General features: G+C 38.7%; 20 protein-coding genes and 1 pseudogene. 17 read left to right on the top strand and 4 right to left on the bottom strand.

What is annotated here, in order from left to right; translation table 11 throughout:
* The 5 genes and pseudogenes from AS180_RS22760 to AS180_RS16940 all read left to right on the top strand — a co-directional run.
* A pseudogene (locus AS180_RS22760) lies at positions 1 to 150 on the top strand (IS4 family transposase); the annotation flags it as partial.
* 292 nt (positions 151 to 442) lie between these two features.
* Entirely contained in the window at positions 443 to 1096 is a 654-nt protein-coding gene (locus AS180_RS16955; protein ID WP_062687189.1) for a ribonuclease H family protein, read from the top strand.
* 27 nt (positions 1097 to 1123) lie between these two features.
* Positions 1124 to 1306, top strand: coding sequence for a zinc-finger domain-containing protein (locus AS180_RS16950; RefSeq protein ID WP_025908204.1), 183 nt, complete (start codon positions 1124 to 1126; stop codon positions 1304 to 1306).
* Between the two features lie 55 nt (positions 1307 to 1361).
* Positions 1362 to 1634: a DUF2564 family protein gene (locus tag AS180_RS16945; RefSeq protein WP_025908203.1), complete on the top strand. Its 273-nt coding sequence runs from the start codon at positions 1362 to 1364 to the stop codon at positions 1632 to 1634.
* A 193-nt stretch (positions 1635 to 1827) separates the two neighbouring features.
* Positions 1828 to 2109: a hypothetical protein gene (locus AS180_RS16940; protein ID WP_226372986.1), complete on the top strand. Its 282-nt coding sequence runs from the start codon at positions 1828 to 1830 to the stop codon at positions 2107 to 2109.
* A gap of 33 nt (positions 2110 to 2142) precedes the next feature.
* Here AS180_RS16940 and AS180_RS16935 read toward each other — a convergent pair whose 3' ends face one another.
* Entirely contained in the window at positions 2143 to 3360 is a 1218-nt protein-coding gene (locus AS180_RS16935) for a NupC/NupG family nucleoside CNT transporter (RefSeq protein ID WP_025908202.1), read from the bottom strand.
* Between the two features lie 321 nt (positions 3361 to 3681).
* Between AS180_RS16935 and AS180_RS16930 the strand changes: the two genes are divergently transcribed.
* A complete protein-coding gene (locus AS180_RS16930; RefSeq protein ID WP_025908201.1) occupies positions 3682 to 4911 on the top strand; it encodes an MFS transporter in 1230 nt (409 codons plus the stop codon).
* 113 nt (positions 4912 to 5024) lie between these two features.
* On the top strand, positions 5025 to 5390 hold the full coding sequence (locus tag AS180_RS16925) for a DUF4183 domain-containing protein (RefSeq protein WP_062687190.1): 366 nt from the start codon (positions 5025 to 5027) through the stop codon (positions 5388 to 5390).
* 54 nt (positions 5391 to 5444) lie between these two features.
* Here the strand turns inward: AS180_RS16925 and AS180_RS16920 are convergent, their stop codons facing one another.
* Complete coding sequence (locus AS180_RS16920) at positions 5445 to 5819, bottom strand: DUF4183 domain-containing protein (protein ID WP_025908199.1); 375 nt, start codon at positions 5817 to 5819, stop codon at positions 5445 to 5447.
* A 219-nt stretch (positions 5820 to 6038) separates the two neighbouring features.
* On the opposite strand from AS180_RS16920, the gene AS180_RS16915 reads away from it, so the two are divergent.
* Positions 6039 to 10214: a C39 family peptidase gene (locus tag AS180_RS16915; protein WP_082636402.1), complete on the top strand. Its 4176-nt coding sequence runs from the start codon at positions 6039 to 6041 to the stop codon at positions 10212 to 10214.
* Positions 10215 to 10256: 42 nt separating this feature from the next.
* Here AS180_RS16915 and AS180_RS16910 read toward each other — a convergent pair whose 3' ends face one another.
* Entirely contained in the window at positions 10257 to 11552 is a 1296-nt protein-coding gene (locus tag AS180_RS16910) for a purine/pyrimidine permease (RefSeq protein ID WP_175384211.1), read from the bottom strand.
* Between the two features lie 319 nt (positions 11553 to 11871).
* Between AS180_RS16910 and AS180_RS16905 the strand changes: the two genes are divergently transcribed.
* The 9 genes from AS180_RS16905 to AS180_RS16865 all read left to right on the top strand — a co-directional run bounded on the left by AS180_RS16905 (position 11872) and on the right by AS180_RS16865 (position 21017).
* Positions 11872 to 12696, top strand: a complete 825-nt coding sequence (locus AS180_RS16905) for a M55 family metallopeptidase (RefSeq protein WP_062687186.1) — start codon at positions 11872 to 11874, stop codon at positions 12694 to 12696.
* A gap of 15 nt (positions 12697 to 12711) precedes the next feature.
* A complete protein-coding gene (locus tag AS180_RS16900; protein WP_062687185.1) occupies positions 12712 to 13641 on the top strand; it encodes an ABC transporter permease in 930 nt (309 codons plus the stop codon).
* Positions 13642 to 13643: 2 nt separating this feature from the next.
* The gene (locus AS180_RS16895; RefSeq protein ID WP_035320101.1) at positions 13644 to 14588 is read left to right on the top strand and encodes an ABC transporter permease; all 945 of its coding nucleotides are present in this window, start codon (positions 13644 to 13646) and stop codon (positions 14586 to 14588) included.
* 7 nt (positions 14589 to 14595) lie between these two features.
* Entirely contained in the window at positions 14596 to 15594 is a 999-nt protein-coding gene (locus tag AS180_RS16890; RefSeq protein ID WP_025908193.1) for an ABC transporter ATP-binding protein, read from the top strand.
* Between the two features lie 43 nt (positions 15595 to 15637).
* Positions 15638 to 17257 (top strand): peptide ABC transporter substrate-binding protein, encoded by a 1620-nt coding sequence (locus AS180_RS16885; protein WP_025908192.1) that lies wholly within the window; start codon positions 15638 to 15640, stop codon positions 17255 to 17257.
* Positions 17258 to 17359: 102 nt separating this feature from the next.
* Positions 17360 to 18286, top strand: a complete 927-nt coding sequence (locus AS180_RS16880) for a S66 peptidase family protein (RefSeq protein WP_062687184.1) — start codon at positions 17360 to 17362, stop codon at positions 18284 to 18286.
* A gap of 17 nt (positions 18287 to 18303) precedes the next feature.
* Complete coding sequence (locus AS180_RS16875) at positions 18304 to 19212, top strand: C40 family peptidase (protein ID WP_062687183.1); 909 nt, start codon at positions 18304 to 18306, stop codon at positions 19210 to 19212.
* A 12-nt stretch (positions 19213 to 19224) separates the two neighbouring features.
* Positions 19225 to 20235, top strand: a complete 1011-nt coding sequence (locus AS180_RS16870; RefSeq protein ID WP_025908189.1) for an ABC transporter ATP-binding protein — start codon at positions 19225 to 19227, stop codon at positions 20233 to 20235.
* Positions 20232 to 21017, top strand: a complete 786-nt coding sequence (locus AS180_RS16865) for a serine hydrolase (protein ID WP_081801809.1) — start codon at positions 20232 to 20234, stop codon at positions 21015 to 21017. Before AS180_RS16870 ends, AS180_RS16865 begins: the two co-directional genes overlap by 4 nt.
* 74 nt (positions 21018 to 21091) lie before the next feature.
* Here AS180_RS16865 and AS180_RS21795 read toward each other — a convergent pair.
* A protein-coding gene (locus AS180_RS21795; RefSeq protein WP_090752857.1) for an IS630 family transposase occupies positions 21092 to 22136 on the bottom strand; the annotation gives its coding sequence in 2 pieces (ribosomal slippage) (positions 21092 to 21637 and positions 21639 to 22136; 1044 coding nt in all).
* Between the last annotated feature and the right edge of the window lie 85 nt (positions 22137 to 22221).

The following is a 22221-nucleotide window of genomic DNA, read 5'->3' as shown; positions in this document are numbered from 1 at the left end:
GCAATGATTGTCTATTGCCTGCATGTACTGGCACAACTGAACACGAATAGTTCGAGAACGTACTTACAAATTAGTCGTTTACTGAAGGCAGCTCCATGGAAATCCGCTCACTTATGGCTACGAAAAATCGCAGGAAAAGCGGTCCCATAAAGGGTTTCCCGCCTCTGTCACACTCGTCAACAGTTATAGTAAAAAAATGGATGTTTACTACCTCTGTTCAAGAGTATTCGTTTTTCTTTATAAAAGGAAAAATAAGAAAACAGAAAATTCAGTTGAAATTTATGCGACGCTAGTGCTATTGTACCATAAAAAAATTTAGTGCTAACTACAGTAAAATCACGATAATAATTGTCATGAAAAGACAGGATGAGTGATAAAATACAAAAAAGTAGAAAAGTTTACGTGCGGTATTTAAAAATTGCCGATGAAAGGAACTGGAAAGATGAAATTTCAAATTGAATGGCACTATGAATCATCCAAACAAAAGCAACTGACGTTTTACTCTGATTTCACAGATGCAAACGAAGCGTTTATCATTATAGGGGATTTGGAACGAACTGGACGCGCAAAGGAAATTTATTTGATTAGTGAAGATGGACAACGTTGGACTGTAAAAGAAGCCAAAAAGTTATTTGAAGAAATTCAAACGGAACCTCATGACATCACGGTATATTTTGATGGGGGCTTTCACCACGACATGCAGGTCGCAGGTCTCGGTGCTGTTATTTACTTTACACAAAATGGATTTCCTCAGCGGATTCGAGTTAACACGCAGCTTGAACAGATTGAATCGAATAATGAATCGGAATACGCGGCTTTTTATTTTGCGGTACAGCAGCTAGAAGAAATGGGAGTTCATCACATCCAAGTGACGTTTAAAGGAGATTCGCAAGTTGTATTAAATCAGCTAGCAGGTGAATGGCCTTGCTTTGAAGAAACCTTTAATAAATATTTAGATCGCATTGAAGATAAGCTACAAGAATTAGGAATTAAACCAATTTATGAACCGATTTCACGCAAAGATAATGAAGAAGCAGATCAGCTTGCAACACAAGCCTTACAAGGAATTACGATAGCTAGCCGAAAACGAATATAGGTACTAATTGAAATGGAGAGATGCAGCATGGAAAGAAAGCAAGTATTAGAAGAGGTAACAGAGCTTTTAGATTACTATTGCAATGACTGCTTTGTCAAAAAAACGTTTAATAAAGAGCGCGGAAAAACGTATGCCCAATCGTTTTGTATTAATGAGTGTACGGTAGGGGAGAAAATTAAAAATTACGGAGAGCTATTAACTAAAAAGTAGTTCTGTATAATTTTTTTCGTCTTGCTTTATCCTATCTACAGGAGGTGTTTTCCGAATGGATAACTTTTCAAAGCAAGACGTAACAACAGGTTATAATGATTTGCAACAAGCTCAAGTCTCTATTCAATCGGCGCAAAAAATGATTGGAACTGCAACGATGAGCATGAGTCCACAGCAGCTTAGTGAAGCAACAGAAGCTCTAGCAAACGCGCGCACAGAATTAGAAGCGGCACAGGCAAACGCAACGGGCGTAGACGAAGAGTTTCTTCAAAAGTGCATGGCGGATTTAAAAGCTTGTGAGCAGCAGTTAACTGAGGCAAAGCAATAAGGTTGTAACAGAGGAAGAGCACTCTTTTCATCGTAAAGTGACCGCGATAAAAAGAGTGCTTTTTTCACTGATATACATAATGATTTAAATATCTGTAATATTATGGATGTATTTACTAATCTTTGTTTTAGAGGTATAATGAAAACAGATATCGAAAAATTCTGTTTATTATCAGGTTAATTGTCGATAAGGAGTGAGAGCTGTGTACCGTACACAAGTGAAAGGAAATGAAATTATCGTTTTGTTTTCAACGACAGAAGCATCCAAAAAAAGGACTGATATTGAAAGAGAAAAAATCTATAAGCGCGTTCTTCATTTGGATGAAAAACTGCTTACATTTCATAATGGTACGAGCTTTACAATTGGAGATCCGCTAGGTTTGATTGTCGCTCATGTTAAGAAGAGTGAGTTAACGACAATTTACATTGAACATATTATTGATAAACAATTTATGTATCATGATGATGTGATTTAAAAAGGTGAGACGAATTCGTCTCACCTTTTGCTATTAAATAAACATACCTGCGATTGCTGCGCTTAATAAGTTAGCTAATGTACCAGCAAGAATAGCACGGAATCCTAAACGTGCGATTTCTGGGCGACGGCTTGGAGCCATGTTTCCTAAACCACCTAATAAAATAGCAAGTGAAGATAGGTTAGCAAACCCACATAGTGCAAAGCTGACAACAGCGACCGTTTTATCAGAAAGCTGATCAATCTGTGGAGCAAAAGAAGAGTACGCTACAAATTCATTCAACACAAACTTTTGTCCGATGAAACCAGCAGCTTGTACGGCCTCACTCCAAGGGACACCAATAACAAACGCAATCGGTGCAAACACAAACCCTAAAATGGTGTCAAGCGTAAAGTTTTCAAGGTTGAAAAGGCTTCCAATTCCAGACAAAAGTCCATTTAACAATGCAATCAGTGCGATGAATGCAAGTAGCATTGCTCCTACGTTTAATGCAAGCTTTAACCCGTCAGATGCTCCGCGAGCAGCTGCATCAATCACATTAACCGTATCTTTATCTTTTTCCATTGCAATGCCTTCAGCTGTTGACGTCTTTTCTGTTTCTGGAATGATCATTTTGGCCATAATTAATCCGGCTGGAGCAGCCATAAAGCTTGCTGCTAATAAATATTCGATTGGTACACCTAAAGCTGCATATCCAAATAATACTGAACCAGCAACTGATGCTAGACCACCCGTCATAACGGCAAAAAGCTCTGATCTTGTCATTTTTGGCAAGTATGGTCGAATAACTAACGGTGCTTCCGTTTGACCAACGAAAATATTCGCTGCGGCAGATAAAGATTCCGTTTGGCTTGTTCCTAGTAGTTTGGCTAATCCGCCACCAAGGAACTTAATAATAATCTGCATGATTCCTAGATGATATAGAACCGCAATTAAAGAAGAGAAGAAGATAATTAACGTTAATACATTAAATGCAAAGATAAACCCAGTAGGCTGACTTGCATCCGACAGTGTACCAAACAAGAAGGAAATCCCTTCATTTGCATAGTTTACAACGTTTTGGACAGCAGTTGTTACTTTTTCTAAAGCTGCTCGGCCAACGTTCCATTTTAAGACGATAAATCCAAATAGAACTTGAATGGCTAAGCCGACTAATATCGTACGAGGTTTGATTGCGTTTTTATTACTGGATAATAAAAACGCTACCAAAAAGATAAATGCAATACCTAATAGACCCCAAAGGAAATTCATATTCTCCACCTTTTCTTTATGTTTTTAGCACGTTGTCGTCAGACTTCTAACGTCTTACGACAACTTAAATATAATAGTTTTTATCGAAAAATGAAAGAGGTTTTTGAGTTTTTCCTCTTTTATCTTGTCCGAACTTTGATAATTTATGAATAAAAAATGAGTGATTAATCTTTTAAAAAGGTTTGATACACAAGGGATGGTTAAATCATAGGATTGTGATTTATGCATGAATAGGAAATGATAAAATAGCAAAAAAATATAGATATGCATTGTTTGGCAAATGCTTAAAATTGTTTAGCATCACGCTACCTGGAGGCTGCTATGGAAAGTAGAAAAAAAATGGACTTGCTTGCGCTTGCATCGGTTCCGCTTATTATGACACTGGGGAACTCCATGCTCATACCTGTTTTGCCAGTCATTGAAAAGCAGTTGAAAATCAGTTCTATGCAGGTCTCAATGATTATTACCGTGTACTCAATATTTGCTATTTTTTTGATTCCAATTGCTGGCTATTTATCAGATCGCTTTGGACGAAAAAAAGTCATCATTCCCAGTCTAATTTTAGCAGGGATAGGTGGAGCAATTACGGGGTGGGCTTCATGGCAAATGGATAGCCCGTTTTGGATTATTCTAATTGGGCGAGCCGTTCAGGGGATTGGTTCAGCCGGTGCCATGCCAGTAGTGATTCCTTGTGTAGGGGATATGTTTGAGGACGAACAGGAAGTAACGAAAGGGTTAGGGTTAATTGAAACGGCTAACACGTTTGGTAAAGTATTAAGCCCCATTTTAGGTTCATTCTTAGCCTCTTTTATTTGGTTTTTACCATTTTGGTTTATTCCTATTCTTTGTTTATTGTCCATCTTACTTGTTCTCTTTTTGGTGAAAACTCCTAAGTCAGGATCATCTGATACAAAGAAACAAAACATTAAAGATTTCATTAAAAATGTGAAGGGTACTCTTCATAAGAATATTCGCTGGCTGTTAGCTATTTTTATTTTAGGTGCTATTATCATGCTTGTTTTATTTGGAATGCTCTTTTATTTATCAACAATTCTAGAAGAGAGATACGACATTATCAATACAAAAAAAGGCTTTGTTATGGCCATTCCATTGCTTGCACTATCCATTGCCTCTTATGTTGCTGGAAAGAAAATTGGTAAGAATAAAGTTGTGATGAAATGGTGTTCATTCTTTGGATTTCTTCTATTAACTTGCTCTTTTCCCATCTTATTCTTTAATACCTCGATCGTCATGATTATCATAACGCTTGTAATTGGCGGTATCGGAATAGGTGTTGCTCTCCCAAGTCTAGATGCTTTAATTACGGAAGGCATTGAGAAAGAAGAGCGAGGTACAATTACGTCAATATACAGTTCCATGCGCTTTGTTGGAGTCGCTGCCGGACCCCCATTGTATACATTGTTAATGAAATGGTCAGATATGGCTGTTTTCCAAATGTCTTTATTTGTTAGTGCAATTGGGGCTATCATTGTCCTTAAGGCAATCAAACCAACAGATGAAGCCGTGAAGGTTAAAAAAGCTGAGGTTTAATTTTATTTTAGAGATAGATGTTTGTCCCTCACAACTTGTATTACTGTGTCATACACTATGAATGAAAAGATGAATCAGTGAAATGAGGGACAAAGAAGACGGCATTGCAAATTATGAAAATTTTAGCTTCTGCTACAACAGTTACAACCATAAGCCCCGTTAATACAAAGTTATTCTACGTTACGACTGCACAAACGGATGGAGGAGGCACGCTAACAATCGATGCTGCTGACTTTTTTTTGGATGATGGCTCAGCAGCAACGACACTTCCTGCACTAGAAAGCAGCAATAGCTATTATCAAGTGTACATCAATGGTTTATTACAGATGGAAGGGTTATTGACTTACACACCTGGTGCTACGGGCGTAGGCTCAGTAGCAGTTGATGTACCAATAGGCGGATCAATTTTAACAGGAACTCCTGTTATTGTAGAGGTTGTTAACTTTACACCGGCTTCCTCAACAACCGTTACAACATAATGAAGCGATACGAAAGAAGCAAAGCTACATTTTTGCTTCTTTTTATTATGGAATTTAAGCTAAATAAATTGTAATAAACTGGAGTGAAATTAATGTATTCTCGGAAGGAACATCTGTCGACAAAAGCTCAAGTATACCTTCATCCACTTTGTAAATTGCAGGAGGTTGAAGCATTCCGTTTACAAATAAATTAGTATAGGAAACCGAATCAGGGCTCAATATGCCGCTGTTTCCGTAGCCTGGCAATTGGTCTTTATTTGTAAAGATGCGCTGTTGTCCATCTGCTCTAGCATAATAATAACCGATATTTGTTTTGGCGATTTTTAAAGGTGGCAAAGAGAACTTGGTTGAAAGCTTTATCGAACGTGTCGTCCAGTCAGTAACTTGTTTAGCTCTTATTGAATGAGAATTTTTATTGTTTTTTTTCATAGTTATACACCTCGCTTTTTACGCGTTCTTCTTATATTAAATCTGCTTTTTATACAATATTAATTTTCCGATAAAAAGTCCCTAATATTAGATAGTTTATGGTGTTAATTACCTTGTTAATAAATAATTGTCTAACAGTAGAAACGTTGATATGATAAGAGTTAAGTGACCATTAGAGCTGTTAAAAGATTTGGTTGCGGAATAGATGAGGTGGCTAGAATGATGAAGATTACGGTAAAAGAGTTGAAAAATTATGTAGAAGAGCATCGGATTGTTGATGGACTTCAATCTGTGCGCTTAGAATTAGAACAGCTTGAAAAGGCACCCTCACACCTTACTCTAAGGAAAAAGCTTGCTGAGTTTCAATCGAGCGATGATTTATACGAGCTCATTCGTCTATTAGATGACGGGTTAATGTATCGATATAGTAGCGTGGTTACTCGATACGCTTATCGCCATTTTGGCACATTTCAAATGGCTGTCTTTTTATATGATGAATTTGTTCGTGAAGGAAAGACGCTACAAGCAAAGCGAGAATTGGATTTATTATTAAAAACTACAGATTTAAATACAGTTACACCAAAACAAATTGAAACGGCTTACTTCCTAATGGTACGTATTCTGTTAGAAATTAAGCGGTTTGATGAAGCGAAAGAATGGATGCAAAAAGTCGAGCAATACAACGAAACCGAAATGTTTGATAAATGGGGCTATTTTTATATTCAAACGGGCGAATGGGAAAAAGCAGAATATTATTTAAGCGAGGGTATCGGTGAAAATAAAAAGTCTGATATGTGCTTTTTATTTTTGGCGGACCTATACGCTGCAAAAGGTGAGCATGATAAAGCTTTACATACGATTAATGAAGCTTTGGGCATGTATCCTCAGCTACCTGCATTATATATGGAGAAAGTTAGAAAACTAAAAGATTTACAGTGCTATGAGGAGCTTCTTGAGGCTGTTAATGACTTGGAACAAATACTCATTACAAAAGAGTATCATTCTTATTTTACACAGCTCAAAGCAGAAGCCTATTTTTATTTAAAAAATGCAAGCAAGCTACAGGTATTAGTAGAGCAAGAAGAGAGTTTGAAAAATACGCCGTACGCAAAATTAATGAATGATGGACAAGCTGTGAAGTTACCCATTAAACCTATTATTCAAAAAGATAACTACTGCGTTCCGGCAAGCTTAAGCATGATTCTTAGCTTATTTAACCAACCCAAGACACAAGATGAAATTGCTGAACATATTTATAGCCAACTTGGTTCAAAACTTTCAACCGCGGTGGAGTATACGGAAAGTCTAGGCTATAGCTGTCGTTTTTTCACAGGGACTATAGAGACGTATAAGCAACTGCTTCATAACGGTACACCAATACTTGTTAGCGTAGAATTTGAGCATGCTTCACATGTTCAAGTGGTATATGGTTATAATGATCAGCTACAGGCTTTCTATGTACAGGATCCTAATTTTTTAAATCCTCAGCTGGTTGAGTATAGTGAGTTTGAACGAGCTTACGTAAACTCAGGCTATTTATCAATTGCTATTTGTAAAGAAGAAGCAGGACTTGCGTTTCTTTCAGAGCGTGATCACTATTTTTTTAAAGAATTATATCGCATAACAGAGCTAGTTGAGCAGGATGAAGAGCGTTATATTCAACAGCTAATAGCGCTTCTAGAGTCACATGGAGATATTCCTTTTTCTCCTTTGTTTGGCATTAAGCACATTTTTCGAGAGGATAGTCGTCAAGTTACGTTCGAGTGGTTACACAAACTGCTTACTACGTATCCAAACAATGACTATATTAGGCTACACACAGCTTATGCGTTTTTCCGAACGGGTGAAAAACAAAAAGCAGGTGAGCTCTTGCAACAAGTTAAAGAAAAACGAACGAGTTCATTTTATTATTACTTAAAAGGTAGGCTTCATTTTGAAGATGATCAGTATACGCAGGCAATTACGTATTTTCAGCGGTCATTGCAGCTAGATATTGAGCAGCATCTTGTACTGAGCTATTTGGCTCTTGCATATTTCTATAAAGACGATGTTGATTACGCTTTTGAACTGTCTCATACTTCACTAAGCTTTTATGATGAAGAGCCATTTTCAAAAGTTAATCATGCACTGATTTTAAATGATCTCGGAAAGACTCAAGAAGCTCGAACTATTTTCGATGAGTTATTGCGTCATGATCGCACAGACGCATTTCTATGGTATGAACGCGCTAAGTGTGATCAGCGCTTAGAAAAAGGACAAAAAGCTTATCGAGGCTTTATGGTAGCAAAGCACCTGCAGCCTGATATGCTTTACCCGTACATTTCGTTAGCGGATTGGTATCAACATGAAAAAGACGATTCGTTAAAAGCTGAGACTATTTTATGTGAAGGAATTAAGCAAGTCGAAAGCAACGAAACGCTCTCACGTCTTCTTGGAGATCTCTATATTGAAAACAAAGAATATGAAAAAGCAATTCAGCTCTTTGCAAATGCTGATACGCCAATGCTTCAAAATGGCCTTGCTTATGCTTATCTGCAAGCTGGCCGTTTATCGGGAGCTTTAAAGCTGTATGAACAAGCTTTAATAGCTGAAGAGTACGATCAAGATGCTTATTTAGACGCTGGGAATGCGTTGGTACATTTTTGCAAAGAAAACGGCCTTCAAGAGGGGGTAGAGGTTGGAATCTCTCTCATTGAAAAAGGTCTTGCTGGCCTAGAGACGGATTTAGATCAAGCTTTAGAATCGTATGTTGGATTTATGAATGATTTTGATCAATTAGAACGAGGAGTTACCTTCTTAAAACAAGAATGGAAAATGAATCCAAAAGAAATTCTTTATGGATGCTATGCTGGCGTACTGTTAGAAGAAGAGAAGCGATATGATGAAGCGATAGCTCTTTATGAAGAGACGCTGAGAGTTGAACCAAATGGCTTTTCATACTATCGATTAGGTGAAGTTTACAAAGAGATGGATTTAGTTGGAAAAGCTAAAGAAGCGTATGAGCTAAGCGTGTATTATGATCGTCGAAACAGCGGTGCGTATGAGAACTTAATACTAATTGCTCGAATGGAAGAAGATGAAGCAGCAGAAAGAGATTACCTATATACCGTACTGCAATTCGATCCATTAGATGTGAATATGGAGCGTTTATCACATTTGTGTAAGACAGAATCCGACTATGCAGAGCTCATTAACTATTTAGAAACCGTTGACACACCTTCACTTCAAGGATGGGTTATGGATAGTTTAGCTTATGTATATGGTGCGAAAGGTGATAAAGACCAAGAGGAAAAGTACTTGTTAAAAGCGCTAGAGATGAGTCCAAATCAACAAGCCGTACAGCACCACTATGCAAATTGGTGTATTCAACAAGGAAATCTTAAAGAAGCGAAGTTGGTTATGCTAACCCTCATTAAAGAAAACGTGGAAGAAGAGCTGTTTTATGCAACGTGGCTGGAATGCTTCCCATCCCGAAAAGAACTTTTGACACTGTCTACTCATTTAAAGAAACTAAATGTCCCAAAGGAAGAAAAGGCATTTATCTATATGAATACAGCGGTCGCACTGCAAGCAGTAGTCGAAGAATTTAATGATGTAGAAGAGGAAAGCGCATTTCTAAAGCGTACGATTAAAAAGTTTAAAGAAAAAGCAACAATGATTGCACTTTTCGGTATGATCATTGAATTACATGAAACGGCTATAAAGCTAGACCGTACAAATGTACAAGCCGTGCATGCGCTAGCAAGTTTTTATGAAGAAAGGCAGATGGAAGACGAAGCTATTGCTTTGTTAGAGAGAAAGTTAAAAGAAACGGAAGACCTTAGTATTGGACATCATTTAATGCATATTATCATCAATCTCGATCATGATGATGAGAGCATAAAAAAAGGCTTATCCTTTCTCGAATTTTTATTAGATATAGAGCCTTACAACTTTGATTTCTTATTATATCAAGCGATTCTACTCGGTGAGCAAGGAAGTGAAGTAGAAGCGGAGGAAAAGTTTAAACAACTTTTAAAGCAGCAAAAATATGATCCCAACGTTTATGCTGGATTAGGAAAGCTATATAATCGAATAGAACGTTATGATGAAGCCATTGGCATTTTCAATGAAGGAATTGAAAATGGCCAAACGAACACCTTGCTGTATGTAGAGCTTGGTATTGCCTATCATTTAACGGGGCAGACACAAGTTGCAGCGGAGCTTATGGCAAAGCGATTAGAGGAAGAAGATGACCTGTTTATTCGCTACAATTTAGCTTGTTACCTAGCGAGTATAGGAGATATAAAACAAGCGGAACAAGAGCTTCACCTTGTATTGGAACAAGATGAAAGCGGCCAGTTTTATGAGATGGCAAAAGGAGACGAAGATCTTCGTTTGCTACGTGTTAAGTAAATGAAAAAAGTGCTTTGCAGCTACATATGCAAAGCACTTTTTTTATTGGCTGCTTTTCTTAGAAAGGCGGCGTTCTTGAAAAGATGAGTACACTTCGATAACAAGAATAATGAGCGTACCTAACACCAAACCGTTGCTCAAGAATGTCGTTACCAGTGGAGGCAGTGTAGAAAAAGCTTCCGAAGGTAAGAACATAACTCCAATTCCTGCGAATAGAGGAATTCCAGCTTTTTTCATGGCTTGATAAGGAGCAGATGTATTGGAAAACTCATGCATGCCTAATGCAATCATGCTCGCAAAGACAGGGAAAATAGCAGCATAGCCCACGGCTGTTGGTAAGCTAGACATAATGGAAGTGAGCGGAGTAAAAATGCTCACAAATAATAATAAGAACGACGCTACGATAAACGGTAAACGACTGTATATACCAGTTGCTGAAATAAAGCCTCCAGACCCCGAAATTGGAACTGCCCCGACACCAGAGAAAACGCCTCCAAGTAATTGACTAATGCCTGAAGCAATGCCTGATTGTTTGATATAGCTTCCTTTTGTTTTTGTCCCGTTACGTTCATAAACAGATTCAACGACGCGTATGGAAGCGAGCATGTTTGTAATTAAGATAAGCGTAACAAAGAAAGCAGTTGTTACCATGCTCCATTCTATTTTTTGGGGGCCAAAAGCAAACGGTTCAGGGATATAAAAGAGGTTGGGTTGAAACGTAATTTGATCCGTTAAGTTTAAAAGGGCGAACAGTCCCCAACCAATGCCGATGCTTGCAATAATACTAAACTTGTTAAATAGCGGATGTGACAGCATATAAAAAGCCAATAGTAAAATAGCAGCTGAAGCTAACGCGACTGGAAGTTTAATAGTAGGGTTATCGCTTGTTACGCCAAGCATCCCTTTTAAAAATGAACCGCTTAGCTGTGCTACTAGTAAAATTAAATAAGTACCCGTTACGGTTGGGGTAAAATATTTTGCTAGCTTATCAATAAGGCCAAAAGCACTCATTAATAAAGCAATAATCCCGCTTGTAATCATCGTGAATTGTAAAACCTGAAGCGTTTCCGTTCCCGAACCAAATAAAACTGTTCCTAAGCCGGCATAAAGGGAAAATACGCCCCACCAAACGCCAGCTGGGCCTTCCATAATTGGTAATCGATGTCCGATGAAGATTTGAAGTAAGCCTGATGCTCCAAGAATGAAAAGCGTCCGCTGTAAAAATTCAATGGATTCTGTTGGTGAAAGGTTGAATTGAGAAGCGATGACAATTGGAACGATAATGCTATTAGAAATCATAAATAAAAACCATTGTAAAGAAGCAATGGACGTACGAATCATAGTATGCACCTCATGTTTAATCTGTCTAAATCTAGTTTGTTTTAGCTAGTAACTTTTTACATTTTACCACGAAATCGTTGTTTTGAAAGCGATATCTCTATATTAATCTAGAAAACAAATGCTGTAGGTATATCGACGCAGGTAAAGAAACGGTGCAAAAATTGACGAAATATGTAGGGTAAATAGAGAGATAGACAGAAATAAACAACTTATTCCAAAAACAATAAATATTATATTGAAAAAATTGAATAAATATTTTATAATTTTCTTAATATTTACTACAATTAACTCTTTAAACAAAGAAGGGAGTGTAAAGATGAAGCTATACGTATCTATTGATATGGAAGGAATTACTGGTCTCGTGGATCAAAGCAACGTCTTTTTACAAGAAGCAAACTATGAGCGCAGTAGGCGCATTATGACGAAAGAAGCCAATGCTGTCATCACAGCTGCTTTAAAAAGCCGATGTACAGAAGTGGTTGTAAACGATAGCCACTCAAGTATGAATAACCTGTTAGTTGAAGACCTACATCCTGAAGCCGTTTTAATTTCAGGAAGCGTTAAGCCATATTCAATGGTTCAAGGTCTTGATGATTCATTTGCTGGAGCTATGTTTATTGGATACCATTCACGCGCTGGAATGCCTGGTGTTATGTCACATGCTATGACTTTCGGAGTGCGAAATATGTATATAAACGACGTAGCCGTTGGTGAGCTCGGATTTAATGCTTACGTCGCAGGATATTATGAAGTGCCCATCTTACTTGTAGCAGGAGATGATTATACAACCACCGAAGCGACATCACTCATTCCAAACATTACGACAGCAATTGTTAAAAAAGCCATTTCTCGTTCTGCAGCACAAACACTTACTCCTAAGAAAGCAGAACAATTACTTCAAGAAAAAGTTGAAATTGCTATTCAAAACAAACACTTAGTCAACCCTTTATTACCACCAACCCAACCAACCTTGAGAATCGAATTTAATAATTATGGTCAAGCGGAATGGGCCAATTTAATGCCAGGTACAAAAATTGAGCCTAATTCAACAACCGTTAGCTTTCAAGCGAAAGATATTTTAGAAGCATATCAAGCGATGCTTGTTATGACAGAACTTGCGATGCGAACTACATTTTGTTAGAAAGTGTGATTAAAAATGAAGACATACATAGTGAAGCGCTTTATTTCAATGATTATCACATTGTGGGTCATTGTAACATTAACCTTCTTTTTAATGAATGCTATACCAGGTTCACCTTTTAACGAAGAGCGAGCTACGAGTGAAGCTGTACAAGAAAATCTAGAGTCGTACTATCACTTAAATGAGCCATTAATTGTCCAGTATTTTATGTACATAAAATCCATTGTTACGTTTGATTTTGGACCATCAATTAAGCAGCCGTCTCAAACAGTAAATGATTTGCTGGGGCGCGGGTTTCCCGTTTCTTTTGAACTTGGAATGATCACTTTACTTGTAGCTGTATTTTCAGGTATTGCGCTTGGAATTGTAGCTGCACTACGCCGCAATGGAATTGTCGATTATTTAGCTATGACGATTGCTGTTATCGGAATCTCGATTCCCAACTTCGTTATGGCAACGCTGCTTATTCAAAAGCTAGCCGTTGATTGGGCGATTTTGCCGGCTGCTACATGGACGAGCCCGAAGCATATGATTTTACCAACCCTTGCTCTTGCGACGGGGCCAATGGCTATTATCGCGCGCTTGACCCGTGCAAGTATGATTGAAGTGTTAACACAAGACTATATCCGAACAGCAAGAGCTAAAGGGCTTTCCCCCTATAAGATTGTATTTAAGCATGCTTTGCGAAACGCGTTGCTTCCTGTTGTAACGGTGTTGGGAACAATTGCTGCTAGCGTACTGACAGGGACGTTTGTTATTGAACAGATTTTTGCTATACCTGGTATGGGAAAATACTTTGTTGACAGTATAAACACGCGTGATTATCCGGTCATTATGGGAACGACAGTGTTTTATAGCGCCATTTTAATTTTTATGCTGTTTTTAGTAGACATTGCCTATGGCATTTTAGATCCAAGAATTAAACTACATCGAAAGGAAGGATGAGCATGAGTGATTTGAAAGCACAAGAGCCAGTAAACATTCCTGATGAATGGTTTGTGCCAAAGCAAAAAGATCGCACCGAGGCTGAAGCTGTTGTGCGTCCTAGCTTGTCTTATTGGCATGATGCATGGCTACGATTAGTGAAAAACAAGCTAGCAATGCTAGGTTTAATCTTTTTAGTTTTATTAGTCATCATGGCCATTATGGGACCGATGATTTCTCCCCACAGCGTCACGCAAACGGCATTTGCGAATCAAAATCAGCCACCTTCAAAAGAACACTGGTTTGGAACAGATGATTTAGGACGGGATGTCTTTACTCGAACGTGGTATGGAGCAAGAATTTCATTATTCGTTGGAGTAATGGCTGCTTTAATTGATTTTATAATCGGCGTTATTTATGGAGGAGTTGCTGGCTACAAAGGCGGTCGCACAGATAACGTGATGATGCGTATTGTTGAAGTCCTATATGGCCTTCCTTACTTGCTAGTCGTCATCTTGCTAATGGTGGTGATGGGACCTGGTTTATCAACCATCATCCTTGCACTTTCCGTGACAGGGTGGATTGGAATGGCCCGAATTGTCCGAGGGCAGGTTCTGCAAATAAAAAACTATGAATTTGTGCTTGCTTCCAAAACATTTGGCACAAAAACAGCCAGAATTATTAAGAAAAATTTGTTACCTAATACAATGGGACCCATTATTGTTCAAATGACATTAACGGTTCCAACAGCTATCTTTGCTGAAGCGTTTTTAAGCTTTTTAGGATTAGGTGTTCAAGCGCCTTTTGCCAGCTGGGGGGTAATGGCAAACGACGGTTTATCTTCTATTTTATCTGGCTATTGGTGGCGCTTATTTTTCCCGGCTTTCTTTATTTCCATCACCATGTTTGCATTTAACGTGCTAGGGGACGGTTTACAAGATGCCCTTGATCCAAAGTTAAGGAGGTAGAAGCGCAGTGGAAAAAGTTTTAGAAGTTCAAGATTTAACTGTGAAATTCGCTACATATGGCGGTGAGGTCCAAGCGGTTAGAGGCGTGTCGTTTGATTTATATAAAGGCGAAACGCTCGCGATTGTAGGCGAGTCAGGATGTGGGAAAAGCGTAACTTCTCAAAGCATTATGAGGTTGATTCCAAATCCTCCAGGAAAGATTACAAGAGGATCAATCTTATTTAAGGGAAGGGATTTAGCAAAGCTTTCTGAAAAGGCAATGAGAAAGATACGCGGCGCAGATATCTCAATGATTTTCCAAGATCCAATGACTGCATTGAACCCAACAATTACGGTAGGGCAACAAATTGCAGAAAGCATGATGCAGCATGAAAATATTACAAAAGAAGCAGCAAATAAAAAAGCACTAGACATGCTTAATTTAGTTGGAATTCCAAATCCAAAAGAGCGTTTGAAACAATATCCTCATGAATTTAGCGGAGGTATGAGACAGCGGATTGTCATTGCCATGGCTCTTGTATGTGAACCGGAAGTACTCATTGCCGATGAACCGACAACGGCTTTAGACGTAACGATTCAAGCTCAAATTTTAGAACTTTTTAAAGAGGTTCAAGCAAAAACAGGTGTATCCATTATTTTGATTACGCATGATTTAGGAGTTGTGGCCCAAGTCGCAGACCGAATAGCCGTCATGTATGCAGGTAAAATCGTTGAAGCAGGAAAGCGGAGAGGTATTTTTTATCAACCGCAGCATCCTTATACAAAAGGTCTCTTACAGTCTGTGCCACGCCTCGATTTGAGTGGTGGAGACCTCGTGCCAATTGCTGGTTCGCCGCCAGACTTATTTGCACCTCCTATTGGATGCTCATTTGCTGCTAGGTGTCCTTACGCAATGGAAGTGTGTGATCGCGTGTATCCTGGTGAAATTTTGTTTCGGAATGAGCATTCAGTCAGCTGTTGGCTGCAAGATGAAAGAGCCAAAAAACTAGTATCTACTATAAGCTAGCCTTATAGATACATAAATAGGTAAAGAGAACAGGGGGAACAAGATGAAACGAATTATGTCTGTCGTGATGATGTCTATTTTAGTATTTGCGCTTGCTGCCTGTACGGCAACAAGCGATTCAGGTGCCGAGCCTGAAGGTGGTAATAAGAAGGAAGATGGTAAAGTATTGTATATGAATAACCGTGCAGAACCAACTTCTTTTGATCCACCAATTGGTTTTGACTCGTACTCTTGGCAAATGTTAAACAACTTAATGGAAGGCTTAACAAGATTAGGGCAAGAGCATGAACCAGAAGCAGCAATCGCTGAGAAATGGGATGTATCAGAAGATGGTAAAGTTTATACATTTCATATTCGTGAAGATGCAAAGTGGTCGAATGGTGATGACGTAACGGCAGGAGACTTTGAATTTGCATGGAAACGATTATTAAACCCTGAAACAGGCTCTCGAGCTGCTTTCCTAGGCTATTTTATTGAAGGTGGAGAAGAGTTTAATACAGGAAAAGGAAAAGCTGAGGACGTAAAAGTAAAAGCAGTAGAGGATAAGACGTTTGAAGTAACGTTAAAGAGTCCACAAGCGTACTTTTTAAGCGTCATTGCAAATCCTGCATTTTTCCCAATCAATGAAAAAGTAGCAACGGAAAACCCTAAGTGGTTTGCTGAAGCGAAAAGTTTCGTTGGAAATGGTCCATTTAAGCTGACAGAGTGGAAGCATAACAGCAATATCGTTATGGAGCGAAACGATCAGTATTGGGATGCGAAAAGTGTGAAGTTAGATAAAGTTAACTGGGCAATGGTGGAAAATACAAATACAGAATATCAAATGTACCAAAACGGTGAGCTTGATGTATCTGAAATTCCAGCGGATTTAAGTGATCAGTTGTTAAAAGATGATAGTCTAGACATTAAAGATCAAGCAGGTGTTTATTTCTATCGTCTTAATCTAGATCAAGAGCCGTTCCAAAATGTCAATATTCGTAAGGCGTTTGCTTTAGCTGTGGATCAAGACCAAATTGTTAACTATGTAACGAAAAACAAAGAAGAGCCGGCTTATGGCTTTGTATCGAAAGGGTTTAATGATGCTAACGGCTCTGATTTCCGTGAAACAAGCGGTGATCTTGTCAAAACAGATGTGAAACAAGCAAAAGAGCTTTTAGAAAAAGGAATGAAAGAAGAAGGATACGATAAGCTACCTCAAGTCACGCTAACTTATAGCACAGATGATACGCATAAGAAAATTGCTGAAGCACTGCAACAAATGTTTAAAGAAAATTTAGGTGTTGATGTGAAGCTTGCGAACATGGAGTGGAACGTATTCCAAGAAGAGCAAAAAGCACTGAAATTCCAATTATCTCGTAGTTCGTTTTTAGCTGACTACGCAGATCCAATCAATTTCTTAGAAAACTTCCAAACAGGCCATTCAATGAACCGTACGGCTTGGAGTAATGAAAAATATGATCAATTAATTCAACAAGCAAAGAATGAAGCTGATGAAAAGAAACGATTTGAGCTAATGTATGAAGCTGAAAAACTATTATTTGATGAAATGCCAATTATCCCAATTCACTTCTATAACTACGTATTTTTGACAAACGAAAACGTATCTGGAATTGTTCGTCATCCAGTTGGTTACTTAGAGTTAAAATGGGCGGATAAAAAATAAACATCGTTCATAAAGTAGTGAATAAGCAGGCTGTGCAAAATGGGAGCAATTTCTCTATTTCGCACAGCCTCTTCATTACATAAAGGGAAAGGGTGCTTTTAAATGATGAAACCTTCTGCTTTAAAAAAAGGAGATATCGTCGGCGTTGTATCACCAGCTAGCCCACCAAAAGAACAGCAGTTAAAAAAGGGAATTGCGTACCTAGAAAGCTTAGGACTTCAGGTTCAAGTTGGAAAATCAGTTTATGAAAAAAATGGCTACCTTGCAGGAACAGATGAACAGCGTGCAGGGGATATTAATGCTTTTTTTGCTACTCCAAACGTCAAGGGGATTATTTGTGCTTGCGGTGGTTACGGAACGGCTAGAATGGCAGATTTACTAGATTATGAGCTCATTAAAGACAATCCAAAGATATTCTGGGGCTATAGCGATATTACATTTTTACATACGGCTATTTCTCAAAAAACAGGACTTATTACGTTTCACGGGCCAATGCTGTCATCTGATATCGGAAAAGATGATGTAAAAGAACAAACAAAGCAGTCTTTTCAACAGCTTTTTACCCCTCAGCCAACATATTATACTGACCAAATTACCTCGCTCCAGATTATCGAACAGGGGGAGGTAAGCGGCCAGCTAATTGGTGGCAACCTGACGTTATTAGCAAGTTCACTCGGTACAGAGTTTGAAGTGGATACAAAGGGCAAGATTTTATTTATTGAAGATATTGAAGAAGAGCCGTACAGCATTGACAGGATGATGACGCAGTTAAAGCTTGCTGGGAAATTTGAAGACGCAGCAGGCATTATGCTTTGCGATTTTCATAAGTGTGAACCGTTAAAAAAAGAAAACTCTTTATCATTAGAAGAAGCTTTATTACAGCCGTTAAAAGGTTTGAAAAAGCCGATTATGAAAGGGTTCTTAATCGGACACTGCTCGCCACAAATTGCGGTGCCTGTTGGGGCGTATGCAACAATGTCAACCTATGAACGAATGGTAGAGTTAGAAGCCGGCGTGAAAGTAGATTAATAAAGGGAGAGGATACAATGGATGCTAAGAGATACGTTGTCACAGTGTCAGTTGCAACGGTGTGGACATCTACAGAATCACCTCGCAGCCTTGATAAGGTCGCACTAGAAGCACCTGTTGATATAGAAGAGTGGTTATATCGTTTAACGTATGAAAAACGTCTCGCTTTATGCAACGAAAACCTTGTCCAAACGCAGCTTTTATTTGGTGAAAAGGTCGAGGTTATTAAGCAGGAGGGAGATTGGTGCTACGTCCTTATTCCAAGTCAGCCTTCTAAAAAGAATGATGCAGGGTATCCTGGTTGGGTTCCCGCAAGTCAATTAAAGTCAGTAGAGGTACAAAAACAAGACTCATATGCTCAGGTAGTGGCCAAAAAAACGCTTTTAGTAATTAATAATCAAACAGAGCTGATGCTTAGCTATCGAACGACTTTACCTGTGATTCAACACCTAAACGAACATGTTGAAGTAGAGACGCCGCTTGGAAAAGGTCTCCTCCTGACTAAGGATGTTAATGTAGTTCAAGCTGATACAGAACAGCATCCAACAAAATCGGGAGAGCATCTCGTGTTGGAGGGAAAGCGATTTCTAGACCTTCCCTACTTATGGGGAGGAATGAGCTCATATGGCTTTGACTGTTCAGGCTTTACCTACTCCCTTCATAAAGCGAATGGATATACGATTCCTCGCGATGCAAGCGACCAGGCTATAAGTGGCAAAGGGGTTGCATATGAAGAAATGAAGCCAGGAGATTTATTATTCTTTGCTTACGAACAAGGAAAGGGTTTTGTACATCATGTGGCTATGTACTATGGAAATGGTCAAATCATTCATTCGCCGAAAACGGGTAAAACTGTTGAGGTTATTCCTATTAAAGGAATGGAATACGAAGATGAAATTTGCGCAATACGTCGCTACTGGACATAAGGAGGAAATGAAATGACAAAGAAACAGCCTATTCTCGAAGTGAAAAATATGACAAAGTACTTTCCTGTTGCTAAAAATAAAGAATTAAAGGCTGTAGATAATGTTTCGTTTTCCATTCAAAAAGGTGAAACGTTTGGATTAGTAGGAGAGTCTGGATGCGGAAAGTCAACGACAGGACGGACGATTATTGGTCTTTATCAGAAAACGAGCGGTGAAGTACTTTATAAAGGGAAAGATGTGCATAAACTATCTGAAAAAGAGAAATTTACGTTTCAGCGAAATATGCAAATGATTTTTCAAGATCCGTATGCGTCCTTAAACCCAAGGTCTACAGTAAGGGAAATCATTTCAGAGCCCATGGAGGTTCACGGGTTATATTCTAATAAAAAAGAGCGCTTAGAGCGCGTTTATGAACTTTTAGAAGATGTTGGTTTGAATCGTGATCATGCCAATCGCTATCCTCATGAATTTAGTGGGGGGCAACGTCAAAGAATTGGCATTGCACGGGCTTTAGCTCTAAACCCCGAATGTATTATTGCAGATGAGCCCATTTCCGCTTTGGACGTATCGGTTCAGGCTCAGGTTGTTAATTTACTGAAGAAATTGCAGGAAGAAAAAGGGCTTACGTATTTATTTATTGCTCATGACTTGTCAATGGTTAAGCATATTAGCAACCGTATTGGCGTTATGTATTTAGGTCATCTCGTTGAACTGACAACAAGTAATTCATTATATAACAAACCATTACACCCTTATACAAAAGCCCTTTTATCCGCCATTCCAATACCAGACCCTGATATTGAAGATGCGCGCGAACGCATTGTACTACAAGGAGAGCTACCAAGCCCAATTGATCCGCCATCTGGATGCGTATTTCGAACGCGATGTCAGTTTGCGATGGATGCGTGTGCAAATATGAAACCGGAGTGGCAGGAGGTTGGAGAGAATCATTTTGTGGCGTGTCACCTTTATAACGAAGGGATTGTAGATTTAACCTCTGAAATTGCAGCAAGCAAACTATGAGTCTAGTGGAAGAAAAAATTCGTTTTACCGTTCGGCAATGGTCGTCCATGTATAGGGGGAGAGTGAGCTATCTCTTTGAAACTCCTGAAGAAAGGATCGAGCAAGGAGCGACAAACGTGTATCCGTCTGCTAGTACTATTAAGCTGCTCATTGCAGTTGAAGCGTGTCGCCAAATTGATTCCGGCGTTATTTTAGTTCAGCAGACCATCGCGGTTAAACAATCGGATCTTGTAGGAGGAGATGGAATCTTACATGTGTATCCCTACTTACCGACCGTTACAGTGAAAGAGCTAGTTTTGTTGATGCTCATTCTTTCTGATAATACGGCTACAAATATGTTAATTGACCTTTTGGGACAAGACCGCATACAAGCTTGTATTAATGATTTAGGGTTAGAAAACACCCAGCTCAATCGTCAGATGATGGATATTCAAGCTTCCGCGGAAGGAAGAGATAACGTCATAACAGCAGCGGACTTACTTACATGTCTGAAAGTACTCTATAGAGAGGACGTTCTTTCTAAAGATTCGCGTGACTTTTTAAAAGGAAGCTTACTTAACCAGCGAATGCGGGATAAACTACCTTCTATGCTGAATGAAGAGTGTTTTATTTTAAATAAACCTGGACATTTGCGCGGAATAACGCACGATTGCGGTGTGCTGTTTACGCATCATAAAAGGTGCTATGCTGTGGTATTAATTGATGGACTTGAACATAACGAGTATGGACGGAGGCTAATTGCAGATCTCGGTCGGATTATTAGCGAAGTGCTTACTCAATAAATTGTATAATCAATCATTCATCCTATACAAACTTTCACAGATTTTTTATATAATATATAAGTTGAATTTATCTTTTACAATCGAATGCACAATCGATCAATAACTTTTCTAGGTGAGTCATTTAACTCACGAATAAAAGCTTGCACATTTCTTCGAATCTCTTTAACAGAGGAATAAAAAAGGTTATTAATTACGTCTGATTTGAGCCATTTCCATAACCCTTCAATGAGATTTAACTCAGGGCTGTAAGGTGGTAAAAAAACCAATTCTAAACGATGTTGGTGGTTACGCAAAAAAGGTTCAATCAGCTTCGCATGATGAATACGGGCATTATCTAACACCATGACAATCTTACCGGTCGGATAGTGTTTCAATACCTTTTGAAGAAAACGAAGAAACGCTTCGGCATCGTATCGTTCTTCTTCTACACAAAGCACATCTCCCGTTTCATAATTAAGTGTACCGATGAGTTTGACACCCTGGTGCTTTCCATAAGTCGGAATGATTCGTTGCTTGCCTTTTAAAAACCATGTGTATTGAAGAGCTTGGTAATCCCGAATCATCGACTCATCTTGAAAGAGAAGATGGTCAATCTCCTCATTTAAGAGTTTTTTTATAGGCAGGGAACGTCTCTTCCACAAACTCTTTTTGTTTCAACGGGTCAGCTTTTGCCAGCGTATAAGTCGGTTTGGTATAACTAAGGCCTAAATCGTGTAAAAGTCGAGAGACACCACGAAGAGTATACGGTTGGTTCCATTTTTTCTCGATAAATGAAGCAATAATCTTTAACGTCCAATTATACTTAGCTGGGAAGCCAACATCTACGGGAAGTTTGGTCGCAATCACTTGAGCCAATTCCTGTTCTTGTTCGGGTGTTAATTTGCGTGGCGCTCCAGGTGATTGTCCCATGGTTAAGCCATCTAGTCCCTTTTCTTCGTAGGCATTCACATAGTTATAGATAGTTTTTTCGGAACGCCCAATCATGGTTGTGATTTCTTTTTTAGAATAGCCTTGTAAATAAAAGTAAATCGCTTGATAACGTTCATACATTCGTTTATCTTTGGTCGTTTTCATCGCTGTAAGCAAGGTTTCGATTTCATGTTGACGTGAATGGGTCATCTAGTTCCTCTCCGTTCATTGGTAAGTGTTACCCTTATACTTCAACAGAGAGTAATTGTAATCCTTTAATTCAACTTATATAGAT

The organism is Priestia veravalensis (assembly GCF_001457055.1).
In the GTDB taxonomy this organism is placed as follows: Bacteria; Bacillota; Bacilli; order Bacillales; family Bacillaceae_H; genus Priestia; species Priestia flexa.
This window is presented reverse-complemented; position numbering and strand designations above follow the sequence as displayed.